Here is a 16668-nt window from a genome sequence, read left to right as displayed (position 1 = left end):
ATGTGACTGTGCCGCCTTTCCTGCTTCCTCCGTATCCCTTGATGGTTTTGATGTTGGGCCTGCTGGCCTGCGTGGCACCGGCCACCATTGATGCCTATTTACCTGCATTCAGCGCTCTGGAACAGGAATTCAATGTGCCGCCACACAGCGTGCAGCAGACCCTGGGTGTGTATATGTCTGCGTATGCGGCCATGTTGCTCTTGCACGGTACCTTCTCCGATGCCTGGGGACGCAAGCCAGTGGTGCTGGTTTCCTTGCTGGTTTATGTGGCAGGTTCTGTGATGGCCGCTGTGGCGCCCAGCTTCTCGTTTTTGTTGGCGGGCCGTGTCTTGCAGGGCTTGTCCGCCGGAGCTGGCTTGGTCATTGGGCAGGCCATGGTGCGTGATTGCTATCAGGGGCAGCAAGCGCAGCGCACATTTTCTTATATCGTGCTGGTGTTCAATGTCTCGCCCGCGCTGGCGCCGATTGTGGGCGGGCAGTTGATCGCCCATCTGGGCTGGCGCTCGGTGTTCTGGATGCTGGCCGTATTGGCCGCGCTGGCGGCTTGCTTGTGTGCGCTGCGCCTGCCAGAGACCTTGCCGACGTCCAGACGTCAGCCTTTGGTCTGGTCGCAGTTGCGGGTCGAGCTATGGCTTTTGTTGCGCAATATCCCTTTTATGGGGATGAGCCTGGCTTTGAGCTTGTTGATCGGTGCGCAGGCATTTTTGATTGGTGCCGCGCCTGATTTCATTACCCATACCTTGAAGCTGCCCGAGACCGCGTTTGCGGCCTTGTTCGTGCCCTTGGTGATTGGGGCCAGCGCGGGAGCCTTGGCCTCGGCTCAGCTCTCCCGTCTTTGGGAAGCGCGCAAGCTGATTACTTGTGCCTATGGCTTGATGCTGGGGAGCTGCCTAGCCTATGTCGCCTACCTGGCACGTGCTGCAGAACCCGCGTTGCTGTGGGCGGTCGGGTTGCCGGCATTCTTTGCCGCCGGGCTGGCCATGCTGTTTCCGGTGTTGACCATGCAGGTCTTGGCGCAGGTTCCCGCACGCGCAGGGCTGGCGGCTTCCTTGCTGGGGTTTTGTCAGATGGCTACCTTTTCCCTGGTCAGTGGCTGGTGCGTACCTTGGGTTTACGGGCAGCCTGTGCGCATGGCGGCCGCGATGCTGTTGGCCGTAGTTGCCAGTCTTGTCGCTTGGCTCTGGCTGCAAAAGCGTGCAGATCGGGCCGTGTCATAGGCAGGACTGATGTTTGGCATAGCGTTTTTGCGTTTGTGAATACATCGCTCTAAAACATGAAGATGATAATTGTTCGCATCTAAAACCTTTGCTGAGATCCACCTTCATGTTTGCCGTTTCTTCCAGCTCTGCTCGCCTGCGAGTGCGTTTGCTGACACCTCTTACTCGCTCCGCCATGCTGCTGGCAGCCGCGGGCAGCCCGGCCTGGGCACAGGACAAAGCTCCTGATCAATCGCCCGTGGAGCTGTCCACAATTACGGTTAAAGGCAATCGAGATCCGGGGGTGACCGAAACCAGCCAGTCCTATACCACCAAGGCCATGAGCACAGCCACGGGCTTGTCATTGTCCATTCGTGAAACACCGCAGTCGGTCAGCGTGGTGACCCGCCAGATGATGGAAGATCGCGGTATGCAGACAACGGCCGATGCCCTGCAAAGCGCCCCGGGTATTTCCGTGACGCGCAGCGATACCAACCGTTATTCCTTTTCTTCGCGTGGCTTTGGTATCGATAACTATCAGTTTGATGGCTGGACCCAGCCTGTGCTCTCGCCCTGGGCTTTTGGTGAAAGCAATCTGGATCTGGTGGTGTTTGATCGGGTTGAAGTGGTACGCGGTGCGACAGGTTTAATGACGGGGGCGGGCAGCCCCTCGGCCTCGGTCAACTATGTACGCAAGCGTCCCTTGCGTGATTTTGCAGCATCGGGGGGCGTGGACGTAGGCAGCTGGGACTTTGCCCGTGGCTATGCTGATGTTTCCACACCCATTACCGAAGATGGCCGCATTCGTGGGCGTATTGTGGGTGCTTATGGCAAGGCCAACAGCTACACCAGTTTGCAGGACACCAAGACGCGCACCTTGTATGGCGTGATTACGGCTGACCTGATGCCCGGCATGGAATTGACCGGTGGAGTGGCCTATCAGTCCAGCTCGAACAATGGCTTTGGCAGTGGTTTTCCGCTGTTCTATAGCGATGGTTCGCGCACAGACTTCAAGCGCTCTGTTTCCAACAATACGGACTGGTCGCGCATCGAGAATGACACCACCACGGGCTTTCTGGATTTGAGCCATCAGTTTGCCAATGACTTGAAGCTACGCCTGACTTATAACCAGTCGCACACCGATGCATCCATGAAACAGATTTTCCGGGGCGGCTACCCGGATCGGGAAACCGGCTTGGGTACCGCTAACTCCTATTCCTATTACAAGGGGGATGTGCGTCGCAAGGCATTCAATGCCTCTTTGTCCGGCCCCTTCGAGCTGTTCGGTAAAGAGCATGAGTTCTCTGTGGGCTGGATGGTGTCCCAGGACCGCGTCTCCTTCCCGCAGTATCGTGCCCTGGCACCTTTGCCGGATGCGGGCAGTTTTTATCAGCCGGGCCACGTGCCCGAGCCCGTGTGGTCAGGCGAGCCCTCCCAGGCGGATGACATGAGCAACAGACAGTCTGGTGCCTATGCCGTGGGGCGTTTTGCCTTGATGGATAATCTGCGCTTGATGGTAGGGGGACGCTTGAGTAACTGGGAGACGGACCAGACCTACTTTGGTGCCAAACGCCAGTATCGCAATCGCAATGAGTTTATCCCTTATGCCGGCCTGATCTACGACTTTGACGACACCTACACGGCTTACGCCAGCTATACGGAAATCTTCAAACCGCAGAATGCCCGCAATGAGCAGGGTGATCTGCTGGCTCCCATCACGGGTAAGAGCTACGAGTTGGGCTTGAAAGCTGCCTGGCTGGATGGCCGCTTGAATGGGGCGGTATCCTTGTTCCAGACCCGACAGGACAATCTGGCCGAAGCCACTGGCAATAACGTGATCGGCGCGCCACCCAATACCCCCGCTTATCGCCCCGTGTCGGGAGCCAAGGTAGAAGGTATCGAGCTGGAGCTGGGTGGGGAGTTGATGCCCGGTTGGAACCTGGCCAGCAGCTTGACGACCTTCACGGCCAAGGATGCACAAGGCAAACCCATCAACACCAGCAAGCCACGTACTTTGTTCAAGCTCTACACCACCTATCGCTTGCAGGGCGATTGGCAAGGGCTGACCGTGGGTGGCGGCATCGACTGGCAAAACCGCATGTACCAGGATGCGACCGCACCGGGCCGTAAAGTGGTCAAGGTAGAGCAGGGCAGCTATGCCATCGTCAACCTGATGGCGCGCTATGACTTCAACAAGCGCATGTCCGCCACGCTGAACGTGAATAACCTGTTCGACAAGAAGTACTACTCGCAGATCGGGTTTTATAACCAGGGCTGGTATGGGGCGCCCCAGAACGTGATGCTGTCCTTGCGGGCGCAATATTAAGAGGGAAAGGTGCAGGCAGTAGAGCCTGATTCAAAAGCCTGCTTGTCATCGCCAAGCAGGCTTTTTTATTGGAAGCGGACAGGTTGCTTGCTGCATCTCGGACACCGAGATCTTGTAGCCCTTGAGCTACAAGAACAGCGCTATCGGTCTGCTTTGAGGCCTGCGGGCTACAAACTCAGGACACCAAAGCCAATAAATCAGTCACCCCGATATCGACACCTGCCTGATACAACAAGGTGCTGGCCTGACCGCGATGGTGAGTTTGGTGATTAAAAAAGTGCGTCACTAAAAGCGCAAAATCCTTCTCCATACTCTGGCCCGCCATATTGCTGTAGCGTAGCGTTTGGCCCAGTTGCTCCGGTGTCAGCGTGGCGGCCCAATCAATAATGATCCGGTCCAGCTTGTGACGGTACTGATCCAGTTCCGCCAAGGTGTCGAACAACTGCTGGTCCAGTGCATGTGGCTTGGCAAACACGCCGATTTGCTCGCGCAAGGCGTGAGCATCAGGATGCTCGGCAAAGCGGTGCAGCCAGACGGTGTCCCCCACCGCAATGTGCATCATGGTCTTGAACAGCGAACCGAAGAAAGCCTCACGTTCCTGATGCAAGTCCTGCGCTGAAAGACTGGCCGCTGCATCGTAAAGACGGCGGTTCATCTGGTTGTTGTAGGATGCCATGCGGATGGCGGTTTGGGGTGTCATGGAGGGCTGTGTCAGGGGCTGGAGTATCGTGATTATTTCTCCAAACAGGCAGCAGGAGCAAGACGGAATCTTGTCTTTGCCTGTCCTGACTTGCCCCAATGTCAAAGCGCTTGACCTGCAGATAGGTAGTCAGCTACATTTCAGCCATGGTGATTATTTGGTGACGCGATGTTTGAACTCAAGGACCTTCCCAGTTACGACACATTGGTAACGCTGGGAGCCGAGTACAGCAATCCGGATGTGGATGGCTTGCATACCTGGTTGATCTGGGCTTCTGCCACCAGCGAGATGTTGTCTGCGTTTGAGGCCAATCTTGATCGGACAAGCGGTTTGTCTCAGACCCAGTTCTTTGTGCTGATCTTGCTGAAACGCAATCCCGAGGGCTTGAGCATTGGTGTGCTGGCCGACGGGGTTTCGGTGACCTCACAAACCATGACACGCATTATTGATCGCATGGAAGCAGCAGGCCTGTGTGATCGGGAGCAGCACCCACAGGATCGTCGTGCCTGGGTGGTTCGATTGACCGAGCACGGGGCACAGGTGCTGGGCCAAGCCTTGCCAGCGCATTATGTGTGGGTTGCCAAGCTGATGAGCCATTTCGATGAATCAGAGCGGGAGATGCTGATTCGATTGATGTTCAAGATGAAGCAGGAAGGCGTGTTGCCCAAGACAAACGGCGGATAGTTGTCTGCCGTTTTTTTTAAACAGATATGTAGCTTACTGTATAACAGCCAGGAACATTAAAGATGAATGTATCCGCACATGAAGAGGGATCTGTAGGTACGGGCCTGCGGGCATTGATGGTGATCTGTGCCTTGTCCGTCGTCTCTTTGCTTTATCTGCCTTTGCCGGTGCTTGCCGTCCTGGAGCAGTCCTACGGGGTGGGTGCAACAGGCATGGTCAGCAGTTTTGGGTTTGCCTACGCCTTGGGTTTTCTGATTTTTGGACCGCTGTCGGATCGCTTGGGGCGCTGCAAGGTCATGGTTGGCGGCTTGCTGGCTTTGGCCGGACTGACTGCTTTGCTGGCGGTGGTGCAATCACCTGCCGCCATTGTTGTTGGTCGGCTGTGTCAAGGGCTGGCAGCTTCGTCATTTCCTCCGGTGGCGATTGCCTATCTGGCAGAGCGGGGTAGTCCACGACAAAGGATGTGGAGTGTTGCCTGGATGAGTACCGCCTTTTTGTCGGCAGGCCTGCTGGGGCAAATCTATGGTGGCTTGATTGCCGGGCGTTGGAGTTTAGGAGCGGCTTTCTTGCCCTTGAGTGGCATTTTCATGCTGACGGCATGGCGCTTATGGCGCAGAGCGGCAGATGAGCTGGAGTTGCAGGGCCTGCACGGTTTTCTGCGCAATTATCGATCGGTGGGCCGACTGCTGGCCAATCCCGGATTGCTGCGTGTCTATGTGCCGGCTTTCTTTCTGCTGCTGTGCTTTGTCGCCTTTTATATGACGCTTGATAGCAAGCTTGCTGCGCAGTTCACGCAGTTGGGCCTGTCTCCCATGATGACGCGCGCTCTGGTTGCCCCTGCGTTTTTGATGCCCTTGGTGGTGGCGTTTGTCATGCCCAGGTTGGGGCCTCAGCGAGTCCTGAGCGCTGGTCTGGTGTGTGCTGCCACCGGCCTGGCGCTCAGTGCGATAGCCGGGCAGGCCCATCCTTGGGGCCTGCTTGGAGCCAGCTTCATTTTTGTAGCTGGGATTGGTATCAGTGTGCCGAGCCTGATCGCTCGAGTAGCCGGGCTAAGTGAATTGTCAGTGCGAGGCTTGGCGGTATCGCTCTACACCTTTGTGCTGTTCATCGGCGCAAGCCTGGGGCCTTGGGTGGCTCAGCAGACTGCGACCTGGCCTTTGGAGGATACGTATTTATTGCTGGCTGGTTTGCTGGCAGGGTGTGCGATCTATGCCCTTAGTGGATTAAGGCGCAGTGAGGTGCTCGTTAATAAGCAATAAGAAAAAAGACAGCTATCACGGAAAGATGAGAAGGGCTCAGTTAATAAGTGCCTTTGCAAAACATCAGCGTCAAGAATTTTTAAGGGAGAGTAGAAAAATGGAAGTACTTATTGTTGTTCCGAAGGGCTTTGACCGCTTTGCTCAGAATGAAAATTTATTGCTGTATGAGCGTCTGATGAAGCTGTTGCATGACGAGTGTCCTGAACGCGGACCGTTGGCTGGCCGGCAGTTGATCGCCGGCCAGGGTTTGAGTCAGGAGCAGGTTAGTCATGCCTGGTTTGTAGGTATCAGTAAAGGCCTGCTTCAGGAGTTCAAGCATTGGCACACATGGCGAGGGAAGCGCCTGGCTGCCAAGCCCCTGGTACATAAGCATCGCCCGGAAAATACTCTGATTTCTGTACCTGAAGTTGCGCAAGATGGTGGCTTTATTGCGGACTTGATGCTGGATGATCAGAACGAGTTGATGCTGGACCATCTGACTGGACAGCATGTGCAGGGAATGGTGCTGACAGAGGCGTGCCGTCAGATGTTTTTGGCGGTAACAGAGCGGTTTTGCCTGGAAGACTATCAAGCACCCAAGCGCTACTTTGTGATCAACACGATGACGATGCGGTTTCAGGCGTTTGCGTTTCCTTTGCCCGCTCAAATCCGCTATCACGTTCTGGAACAGAAAAAACTCAGGGCGGATCGGGTCTGGTTTCATGCCGACATGAATATTTATCAGGGCGGTGCAGTCGTTGCAGGTATGGAAGTCAAGTTCACGGTCTTTGATGATGTGCTGATTACTCAGAAGGAAAACCAGTTGGCCGCTAGTGTTGTCCAGCAGTATGTCAATGAGTTGGGCATGCTCAATGCCCAGAGCGATGTCACGGATGATGTCTCTGCCTTTCTATCGAATCAGACAACGGCTCCTTGCCCAGAGCAAGCCTTGCTGTAAATCGATTGCGGTTTTTTGAAAGATCGTCGACCAGGATTTTGTCCTGGTCGCACTTAAGGAAAGGCAGGGGATGGGAACAATTCAATTTGCATTTTTTGATGTTGATGAAACTCTCATCAATATGAAAAGCATGTTCAGTTTTCGCAATTACTACTGGTGCAAAACGCTCGGACAAGAGGGCGGTGAGGCTGCTAGTCAAGAGGCTGAGCGGCGAATGCGTGGACAGATTGCCGATGGCATATCCAGAGACGAAATTAATCGTTTGTTCTGGCATGTATTCAAGGGCTGCAGACAAGCTGATTTACAAGCAGCGATAGCAGACTGGCATCAGCAAATGCGCCAGCAAGAGAACTACTACATTCAGCCAGCCATCCAGGCTTTGCGGGAGCATCAGCGCAATGGCGTTCAGCCTGTGTTTGTATCTGGCTCCAGTTGCGAGATTCTGCAGCCCCTGGCTCGAGATCTGGACGTGCGCTATGTGCTGGCTAATCAGTTGGAGATTCTTGCGGGCAATTACACCGGTGAAATCAAGGGAACACAGACCATTGGAGAAGGAAAGCGGCTAGCCGTTCAACAGTTTCTGGATCATCAAGCAGGATGCGCTGCGGATTGTTATGGGTACGGCGATCACATTTCTGATCTGCCCATGCTGGAGCTTGTCGGTTTTCCGAGGGTGATAGCAGGAAACCCGAGTTTGATGGGCATAGCACAAGAGCGTGGCTGGCCCATCTTGAATCAGTATTCCTTGTGATGAGGTAGGGGTTATGTCGATACGTCTTATTGCGTTTAGTCGTTTGCTGATCCTGGGTGGCTTGGCTATGTGGTTGTCGATTGCTGTCATCAACAATGTCACGGACTCCGGGACTAATCGTTTACTGCTGAGCCATACGCTTTCTATGGATTTGGTGATGGCGGAGGAGCTGCTGGGTGCAGGTTTGTTGTGGCGGGCTTGGTCAGCGCAATGGGCCCCGGCAGTGTTATATGCGGTGGCTGCGGTCCAGCTGACTTGTGCCATCTTGCTGTGGTGGGCCGCCCTCTCTTATGCAAAGGCTTTCTGGGTGCAAAAGGGCTGTGTTCTTTTACGTGCACGCAATCGCGCAGTACTGGCTTTGAGCCTGTTTGTTTTTTTGTGGTTGTTTTTCATCTGTGGCGGTCTGTGGTTTGGGTATTGGCTCAAGCAAGGGCCAGTCCAGATGGTGCACTTCAGCTTGATCGTGATTGGCTTATGCGCTCTGAATTATGTTCAGACGCAACCTCTAGAGCCAAGCCGAGCGCTCTAGCTCTTTAGACCTGTTTTGGTTTTACGGCCTTGAGTTACCAGCCGGACAACTTGGCCATTTTTTTGAAAGCTGATTTTGAGAACGGGCCCATGAAGTTCGTTTTATTTAGCGCGATGCTTTCTTTTCACAGGAGTCCGCCTTATGCGAGTCCATCTTTCTTTGCCATCCTTGCTTGCCGCTTTGATGATGCAAACGGCTTGGGTTTTTCCTGCTCAGGCTCAACAGAATGTCCTTTCCAATACGGAGAATGCCATGAGCACGCTTGCCAGCCCTTCTATTGATGCCTTTATTCCGGAAACCCATGCCCAGGTCATGAGCCGTCAGGTCAGTGCGGATGGTGAGGCCGTTGTGTTGACGCGCTATGAGCGCAAGGACGGACGTAATGCTGGTCTGGAAGGCGAGCACTTTAGTTCGGTAATTGCGCCGTCAGGTCGCCTTAAAGGTTTTGCCAATATCTCTCTGGACCTGGTGGGCCGTCCTTTGCCAGACAGCCAGCGCAGTGAGGAAATCGCACGTGCGTTCCTGCAGCAGTATGCTCCTGACTTGTTGCCTCGCATGGAAATTCATTGGATCGACAAGCATGACGAGCCGATTCGTGTGGAGCGTAATGGCCGTATGGAGACGGTCACCTTGACCGGGATGAAGGTGAAGGCTCGGAATCTGGAGGATCGTCTGTGGTTCTGGGTGATTGTGGGCCCGGATGAGCAGCCTATGGTCTTTGAACGTGACATCACATGGATTACCTTTCCCGGGCATAGGCAAACTGAAAAATGGCTGCATGACAGCTGGCTGAAGAAGCAGCCCAAGGAGAGTTCGAGTGGTTCCAAAGTGGGCTAAGGGCCTGCGCGGTGGGATCTGAATAGAACAGGGCGCGACTGCTTGCGGTCACGCCTTTTTCGTCGGAGTACGTTTTTTTTTGCAATAAAGGCAGACAGCCAGCCCCGGACTTTTCCTGCGTGCCTTGGCAGGCTTTATTTCATATATGGAATATCGTTTCTTACAGCTTTTTTAGCTTGATGCCTTTTTAAGCGGACAAAACTGTCCGTATAATTTCGGAATGAAAAACCGGAATTTACCTAATCGTTCTGATGCCTTGGAACGCCGGGAACTGTTGCTGGATGCGGCTAACACGGTCTTTAGCAAGTGTGGTGTCACGGCCCCTTTGGATCAGGTTGTGTCGCAGGCAGGGGTAGGACGGGCGACGCTCTATCGCAATTTCCCAGACCGGGCTGCCTTGATGGAGGCGCTGCTGATACGGGCAGCAGACCGGATTGAAGAACGCTTTTCAAGCAAGCGCAAAGGCAATGCTCAGGATTTCAAGGTCTTGATGCAGGTGCTGGCAGGGTTCGCGCTGGAGTCGGCTCCCATGTCCGATTACTGGAAAGCGATTGATCCCAATCACCCCACCATTGTGGGGGTGCGCGCACGTTTGGTTGATCTGGCGCGCGAACCCTTGGCAATGGGGCAGGCTGCCGGGCAGTGCAACCCGGCGTTGCAGCCCACCGATATTCCCTTGTTGATTGGTATGCTGGCCGCCAGCTTGCGGGGGCGCACGGACAAGGAAAGGCTGCTGTTCGTAAAACGCTCGCTGAAGTTCTTGTGTGAAGGCGTGTTGTTGCAGGTGGACCGTAATGCTCCTGATTGGGAGCCTGAATGAGTCAGTACATCAAGGCGCACCCGCATTGGGAAGAGCATGAAAAGCCCTTCATGCCGGGCTCGCCATCGGCCCCTCATCATGAATCGCATATCCGTGTGGCTTATGGTCTGGTTGCGATTCTGGTTGGTTTGACAGGTGGTTTGGGTAATGCCCTGGTGTCGGTGAATTTGCCGACGCTGCAAGGGGAGCTGGGGTTGACGCCCTCCGAGGCAGCCTGGTTGCCCGCAGCCTATGCCATGGTCAATATCACCGCCAATCTGCTGGTGTTCAAGTTCAGGCAGCAATATGGCATGCGCCTGTTTGCCGAGATAGGCCTGGGTTTGTATGCCGTTCTGGCTTTGCTTCATTTATCCATTAATAGTGCTGAATCGCTGATTTTTCTGCGTGGTGCCAGCGGGTTTTCTGGTGCGGCGGCTAGCACCCTGGGCGTCTTGTACATGCTGCAAGCTTTCCCCAGACGCCTGCTAGGTAAGGCTTTGGTGCTGGGAGTGAGTATCACGCAAATGGCGACGCCCTTGGCCTGGGTGCTGTCGCCGTCCTTGATAGAGCTGGGGAATTGGCACGGCCTGTATAGCTTTGAGGCGGGCATGGCCTTGTGCTCCTTTGCGGCAGTAGTGCTGCTGAAGTTGCCCCCCGGCTATCAGATCAAGGCGTTTGAAAAACTGGACTTCCTGGCTTTTGCCTTGTTTGCTCCGGCTGCCGGTTTGCTGATCGCATTCTTGACGCAAGGCTATATCCGCTGGTGGTTCAACGACACAAGCCTGGCCTGGATGGCGATGGCGTCCTTGTTCCTGTTTACCGTCTGCTCGTTTCTGGAATATCACCGCGTCAATCCTTTGCTGAAAGTGCGGTGGTTGGCGCAGGGTTCCACCATTTACTTTGCCGTCGGGGCCATGATTTTGCGCTTCATCACGACCGAGCAGAACTACGGCATGGTCAATATGCTGCGCAGTTTGGGCATGGGCTCGGAGCAGATGCAGCCTTTGTTCTGGGTGGTGTTTGTGGGCATTGTGTGCGGCATTGTGCTCAGCGCCATCACCTTTGGGCCCAAGACGATTCTGGTACAGGTGTTTGCCGCGATTTTGCTGATTGGCGTGTCCAGCTTCATGGATTTTGGGCGTACCAGCCTGGACCGCCCGCAGGATTTTTTCTATAGCCAGTTTGTGCTGTCCATTGGCGCGGGCATGTTCATGGGGCCCTTGGTGATGATTGGCTTCAAACAAGCCTTCAAGTATGGCCCCGACCATATCGTGACTTTTATTGTGCTGCTCAATGTCACTCAGACTTTGGGCGGATTGATGGGCACTGCCACGTTGAGCACTTTTCAGCAGCAGAGACAGCAGCATCATTACGCCGCCATTGTCAGTCATGTGAATGTGGCTGAACCCCTGGTGGCTAATCGACTGAAGCAGCAGCAACAGGCGGTGGGGCCAATGGTGACTGATCCCATGTTGCGGGCGGCGACGGGCACGGCCCAGTTGGCACAGATTGCCCGCCGCGAGGCCAGCGTTCGAGCTTACAACGATGTTTTTCTGTTGATTGGCATTCTGGCGACGGGCTTTTTGTTGTGGCCCGTGTTGCTGGCCGCTGGCCCCGCAATTCAGTCCAGACGAGCGCAAGCCGCTGCTGGCACTTCTTCGAATTCTTAAACCTGGTCCGTATTTATGAGCCAAGACACTTCATCTGAAAATCAGGATCGCAATAGTGAGCTTGCCGCGCCGACAGACTCGGATAACGATGGCAAGCTGGGTCCGACTACTGAACCTTCTCTGCCGCCCAAGATCATCAAACCCAGCAAACGCAGTGTCATTGCGATGGCCTTTGTATTGTTGGGAGGTTTGCTGTTGATCTTGTGGGCTTGGAACCTGGGGCCGTTCAACACCACTCGCGTCACTACCGACAACGCCTATGTACGTGGGCAAATGACGGTGCTGGCACCGCAGGTAAGCGGTTATGTGTCCGAGGTATTGGTGCAGGACTTTGAGCGAGTTCAGGCGGGCCAGCCTTTGGTGCGCATTGATGAGCGCATTTATAAAGAAAAACTGCATCAGGCGCAGGCTCAACTGGATGCGGCTTTGGCTGAGTTGGCGAATCTGGACCAAGCCCAGGCACAGAACCGCGCCAGCCTGGATGCTCGCAAGGCGGCCTTGGTGTCGGCTCAGGCTGAAGCCCGTCGCTCCGAGGCGGATCGTAATCGTGCCAGGGAATTGGCAAACAAAGGTTCGATCTCGGTGCGAGAGCGAGATCAGGCTGTAGCGACTGCCGAGCTGGGGCGCGGCAATATGCTGCAAGCCAAGGCAAACATTGCGATTGCCGAAGAAACCATCAAGTCCACCGAGGTGGCTCGGGCGACCTTGCAGGCCAAGGTGAAATCCGCTGAAGCCGCCTTGGGTTTGGCTCGCATCGATATGGATAACACCGTGGTGACCGCGCCTGCAGCCGGTCAGGTCAGCGAAGCGTCTGTGCGTCAGGGGCAGTATGTGACGGCAGGTTCGCAACTGCTGTTTCTGGTGCCGGATACCCGTTGGGTAGTGGCGAACTTCAAGGAAACGCAGACGGCGGGTATTCATGTGGGGCAGTTGGCCCGATTCACCGTTGATGGTCTGGATGGCACAGAGTTTCAGGGTCATGTAGAGCGTATTGCCCCGGCCACGGGCTCCGAGTTTTCTGTGCTGCGCGCGGATAATGCCAGCGGCAACTTCACCAAGGTTGTTCAGCGCTTGCCGGTACGCATTGCTATCGATGCGGATCAGCCCGGTATGGAGCGTTTGCGACCCGGCATGTCCGTGATTGCCAAGGTGGATATTTCCGATAAGCCTGTTCAAACAAAACAGGAGCATGAACAATGACCCTGTCTGCAAGAACGTATGGCATGGCCATCTTAAGTGGCGCGGCGCTGTTGTCCGGCTGTATGCCTGCTTACCGGGTCGCACCCGAGCAGGCGCAGGTAACCGTGCCATCCGGGTGGATAGGAGCATCCTCTGAAGGCACTGTGGTCGATTCGGCCTGGTGGAAAGCCTTTAACGATCCCGGCTTGAGTGCGCTTGTGGAAGCTGCCTTGGCACGCAATAACGATATCTTGAGTGCCGCTACCCGCATCGAACAGGCCAGGGCGGCCGTGCAGCTGGCGGATTCGTCCTTGGGCCCTTCCTTGTCTTTTGACACCGGCGCGCATGCAGAGCGGGCCCTGGGGCCTGGCGGTATGGCAATCAGCCGTGCGGTACAACCTGCCTTGCAATTGAATTGGGAGCTGGATCTATGGGGGCGCTTGAGTTCGCAGGCTAAAGCGGCTGAACTCAAACTGTCTGCTACGCAGGCGGATTATGATGCCATTGCCTTGAGCGTCGCCTCCGAGACAGCACGTACCTATATTGCCTTGCTGGGTCTGGATGCACAGTTGCAGCAGGCCAAGGCCACCTCTACCTCCCGGACAGAAGCCTTGCGCCTGGCGCAGGAAAAGTTTGATGCGGGCTATATCTCCCAGCTGGAGTTGACCCAGGCCCAGTCCGAGCTGGAAGCGGTAGCGCAGCATATTCCACAGCTGGAATTGGTGATTAGCCGTCATCACAATGCTTTGCGCCTCTTGTCCGGGGAGTTGCCTGCGGCTTATGAACAGAACGCCAGTTCCACCTTGTCGGCTTTAGAGCTGCCTGCACCGGGCTCTGGCTTGCCGTCCGAGCTGCTACGCCGCCGTCCTGATATTGCGCGAGCAGAGCTCGGTTTGGCTTCCAAGGACGCGTCCATGGCAGCCAGCCGGGCTGCCTTTTTGCCGCAGGTTTCCTTGTCGGCACGGGCAGGGGCTTTGTACGTCAGCGCCTTGAGTTATGACCCGACCAAGATCTGGAGTTTGGGCGGCAGCATTCTGGCACCAATTTTTGACCGTGGCCGTTTGCAGGCGCAGTTTGATTCTGCAACAGCCCAGCGCGATGAGGCGGCCTTTGCGTATCGCGGCGTTGTTTTGACGGCCTTTTCCGAAGTGGAAAACGCCTTGGCGGGCCAGCGTCGTTTTGCGGAAGAGTTAAGCCACGTGACCGCGCGTCGGGACGTCTTGAAGCGCTCTTTGGAACACGCCCGCAATCGCTATGAGGCTGGCTATGCGTCTTATCTGGAACAACTAGATGCGCAGCGGAATCTGTACGAGGCAGAAAACCAGGTCATCGCCGTGCGGGAAAACCAGTTGCAGAATATGGTGGATCTGTACAAGGCGCTGGGTGGCGGCTGGGATTATGAAAAGGCGATGAAGCGGGAGTAACTTGAAAGAGTCGGTAGAGGGGCCCTGTCAGGTGGAGCATGTGTTTTGCTGCTACTGCTCCCGCAAAATCCGCCGAATTTCCAGAATTGCCTCGGGCGTCTCCTGCACACTGTGGGAGAACGGAATCACCAGCTCCGACGTCGCGCCGGGCAGATGAGAGCTTTGATAAGGCACCAGCCCATCGTCCGAATACAGCAGATCTTTTTTGGGCGTGTCGTTGGCGATAATGCTGTGATACCGCACTTGCGTGGAGATCGGCATTTTGGAGGTAATCTGCATGAATGGATCGCTGTCGCGCAGGCTTTCCACGCCATTGGGCAGAATCAGCATCTCATCTTTGGCGGGCGTGTTGCCAACCGCCACCTGGCTAAGTTTGTTGAGTTGAGTCACCACCGTAACCGGCAAGGTAATCAGTGCTGCCGCCAAGCGTGAAATACGATTTCCTGCAAACGGCGTGCCCTTGTGAGGCGCAGCAATAAAGATCGCTGTCGTCACACCGGGCAGGGGAGAGAAGTGCACCACATTGCCAAACTCCTGATTCATTTTGGCGATGCTGACATCATCCATTTGATAACGGTCGCGGGCTGCGTCTTCCAGCAGATTGTCGGACGAGGACACCAGCAAACGTCCCAGCACACCGCCCATGCTATGGCCGATCACCACGATATTGTTTGAGGCAATGGCCTTCCTGTCCGGATCAAAATGCCGGAAGGTTTCCGTCAGAGCTTTCCGAATTTCGGCATTGTTGTAGGGCAGGGGCAGGTTGGTCGGATAGTAGACCTGCCAGATCTGATAGCGATCCCGTAATTCTTCATCGCCCAGCACCTCATTGGCGACGTTAATCCAGGCTTCCGGGCTGCTGGCTAGGCCGTGCAACATGATGATGACGCGGCGATTCGGGTCATAGGGTTGCAGCAGGAACACATGCGGGGATTCAATACCACCGTCCCGTCCCAGGACGGTGCGCAAAGCCTGGGTCGAGAAGTCCGAGCGCGCCAGCCATAGCCCGTAGGCAGAGGTGTAATTGGCCGCCAAGGGCACTTGCACGTCTTTCAGCTTGACGCTGGTTTGCTGGTACGGATCGTAGCCAATAATGGTGGCGTCGCGAGTTTGCAGAACCTGGGACAGGGTTTCGCCGGGGAAAGTAATAATCCCCGTCACTGCCTGGAAGGGCGGCTCGCTATAAGTGCTTTGAAAGCTGTTCGGCGTGACATCCTTTGACTCGTTCACGACCACCATCTCGGCTCCAAAACCGTCGCGCCGATAAATGCTGCGCACCCCGCGGAATGTTAATTGGGAGGCCGGAATCAGCTCATGGGGCTGAGGGGCGGTGGCATCGCGTACCTGGGACAGATCACCACGAATACGCCACCGACCAATCTCGATAGTTTTCTGGAAGGCGTAGCTGGTGTCGTGATACTTGGCAAACAGCAGCATGGTCGCTTGCTGCACCGCGTAGTTGTAGTAGTCACGCACCTGGGTCTGGCGGTCTTCAAATGCCCGGTCTCCAGGCCTGCGATCCGTGAAGAACAGATAGGCGTAGGCATAGCGGGCGCTTTGCAGATAGGCATCGAACAGCTCGGTCGAGAAGTCTGGCCGGGCATTGCGCCGACCTTGCAAGCGCAAGGCCTCTTGCGTCCAGATCTCGGCCAAGGTGGCCATGCGCTGCTCGGTGTCCAGATTCCACAGCTCTGTCAGCCTGGAAGAGCAGTGGGGAATATCTTTAGCGCATTGCTCGGGCGCGATAGCCAGACTGGTCAGCGTATCGCGTGCGGAGGCGCTGAGTTTATTAGTGGTAAGAATGTCGCCACGGCGTTGGGCAATGTAGTCCTCGGTGCTGACAGTAGCGATTTTGACGCCGGCGCAGCCGCTCAGCAGTATGGCCAGAACTGTGATGGCCCCAGCCTTGTATAGCCCGCTCCTATGCTTGCCAGATACAAGCCGCTTCAAGCTGGTCGCGACGGCTTGTACCGGTGCCAGGTCAAGCAGCGTGTTCCGTACAGGATTAATCAAGGCCATCACGTTCTACAGTGGGTTCGTTGACGGGTTTAGAGGAGCTTGGTGCCGTGATACGGACTCAAGCAGCTGTCCAGCGGCGTCAAATCGGCAGATTTGCGGAATGTATCCGTGTGCGAAATGCGATATTAACCTAAAGGCCTGGTACGGGCAGTAGCCGGATCTGGGCTGTGCAAAGCGTGCTTGGTTTTCTTTGCTGCGGGCGCGGTAGGTCGCTGGTGTATTCAGTCTGTATGGAGGCACTGCGTTCGTAGGCGCAGCGTTCCAGGCATCGCTGTAATGTATAGCGCTAGCTCTCGGTGAGGATCTGGATTTATGCGGGTAGGGGGGACTAAATCAGCGCGTGGTGGAACTGTCGGTT

Annotated in this window: 14 protein-coding genes; 12 read left to right on the top strand and 2 right to left on the bottom strand. The window is 55.6% G+C overall.

Translation table 11 applies throughout. The features are described 5' to 3' along the window. The first annotated feature begins 41 nt into the window (after window positions 1–41). Both M2Q46_RS07710 and M2Q46_RS07705 read left to right on the top strand, forming a co-directional pair. Window positions 42–1217, top strand: a complete 1176-nt coding sequence (locus M2Q46_RS07710; RefSeq protein ID WP_203145856.1) for a Bcr/CflA family efflux MFS transporter — start codon at window positions 42–44, stop codon at window positions 1215–1217. Between the two features lie 106 nt (window positions 1218–1323). Then, complete coding sequence (locus tag M2Q46_RS07705) at window positions 1324–3522, top strand: TonB-dependent siderophore receptor (RefSeq protein WP_302356986.1); 2199 nt, start codon at window positions 1324–1326, stop codon at window positions 3520–3522. Window positions 3523–3697: 175 nt separating this feature from the next. Here the strand turns inward: M2Q46_RS07705 and M2Q46_RS07700 are convergent, their stop codons facing one another. Further along, window positions 3698–4222, bottom strand: coding sequence for a DinB family protein (locus tag M2Q46_RS07700; RefSeq protein WP_302356985.1), 525 nt, complete (start codon window positions 4220–4222; stop codon window positions 3698–3700). A gap of 168 nt (window positions 4223–4390) precedes the next feature. Here M2Q46_RS07700 and M2Q46_RS07695 point away from each other — a divergent pair, with 168 nt between their 5' ends. The 10 genes from M2Q46_RS07695 to M2Q46_RS07650 all read left to right on the top strand — a co-directional run bounded on the left by M2Q46_RS07695 (window position 4391) and on the right by M2Q46_RS07650 (window position 14291). After that, window positions 4391–4906 (top strand): MarR family winged helix-turn-helix transcriptional regulator, encoded by a 516-nt coding sequence (locus M2Q46_RS07695; protein ID WP_083053207.1) that lies wholly within the window; start codon window positions 4391–4393, stop codon window positions 4904–4906. Window positions 4907–4968: 62 nt separating this feature from the next. Beyond that, window positions 4969–6165 carry an MFS transporter gene (locus M2Q46_RS07690; RefSeq protein WP_302356984.1) on the top strand — a complete coding sequence of 399 codons (1197 nt, stop codon included), beginning with the start codon at window positions 4969–4971 and terminating at the stop codon, window positions 6163–6165. A 25-nt stretch (window positions 6166–6190) separates the two neighbouring features. Next, window positions 6191–7102 (top strand): AfsA-related hotdog domain-containing protein, encoded by a 912-nt coding sequence (locus M2Q46_RS07685; protein ID WP_302356983.1) that lies wholly within the window; start codon window positions 6191–6193, stop codon window positions 7100–7102. 70 nt (window positions 7103–7172) lie between these two features. After that, window positions 7173–7853 (top strand): HAD family phosphatase, encoded by a 681-nt coding sequence (locus M2Q46_RS07680; RefSeq protein WP_083053210.1) that lies wholly within the window; start codon window positions 7173–7175, stop codon window positions 7851–7853. Between the two features lie 13 nt (window positions 7854–7866). Then, window positions 7867–8382, top strand: coding sequence for a DUF2165 family protein (locus tag M2Q46_RS07675; RefSeq protein WP_083053211.1), 516 nt, complete (start codon window positions 7867–7869; stop codon window positions 8380–8382). A 141-nt stretch (window positions 8383–8523) separates the two neighbouring features. Next, window positions 8524–9219, top strand: a complete 696-nt coding sequence (locus tag M2Q46_RS07670) for a hypothetical protein (protein ID WP_302356982.1) — start codon at window positions 8524–8526, stop codon at window positions 9217–9219. A 220-nt stretch (window positions 9220–9439) separates the two neighbouring features. Then, window positions 9440–10039, top strand: coding sequence for a TetR/AcrR family transcriptional regulator (locus M2Q46_RS07665; RefSeq protein WP_080748065.1), 600 nt, complete (start codon window positions 9440–9442; stop codon window positions 10037–10039). Then, on the top strand, window positions 10036–11688 hold the full coding sequence (locus M2Q46_RS07660; RefSeq protein ID WP_302356981.1) for an MFS transporter: 1653 nt from the start codon (window positions 10036–10038) through the stop codon (window positions 11686–11688). The genes M2Q46_RS07665 and M2Q46_RS07660 overlap by 4 nt, the downstream gene beginning before the upstream one ends. 15 nt (window positions 11689–11703) lie before the next feature. Continuing rightward, the gene (locus M2Q46_RS07655) at window positions 11704–12888 is read left to right on the top strand and encodes an HlyD family secretion protein (protein ID WP_302356980.1); all 1185 of its coding nucleotides are present in this window, start codon (window positions 11704–11706) and stop codon (window positions 12886–12888) included. Next, on the top strand, window positions 12885–14291 hold the full coding sequence (locus M2Q46_RS07650; protein WP_302356979.1) for an efflux transporter outer membrane subunit: 1407 nt from the start codon (window positions 12885–12887) through the stop codon (window positions 14289–14291). Before M2Q46_RS07655 ends, M2Q46_RS07650 begins: the two co-directional genes overlap by 4 nt. 51 nt (window positions 14292–14342) lie before the next feature. On the opposite strand, the gene M2Q46_RS07645 is transcribed toward M2Q46_RS07650, so the two are convergent. Next, window positions 14343–16310 carry a triacylglycerol lipase gene (locus M2Q46_RS07645; protein WP_302356977.1) on the bottom strand — a complete coding sequence of 656 codons (1968 nt, stop codon included), beginning with the start codon at window positions 16308–16310 and terminating at the stop codon, window positions 14343–14345. Window positions 16311–16668 lie beyond the last annotated feature (358 nt).

This window comes from Alcaligenes sp. YSL9 (assembly GCF_030515105.1).
Lineage (GTDB): Bacteria > Pseudomonadota > Gammaproteobacteria > Burkholderiales > Burkholderiaceae_B > Alcaligenes > Alcaligenes phenolicus.
This window is presented reverse-complemented; position numbering and strand designations above follow the sequence as displayed.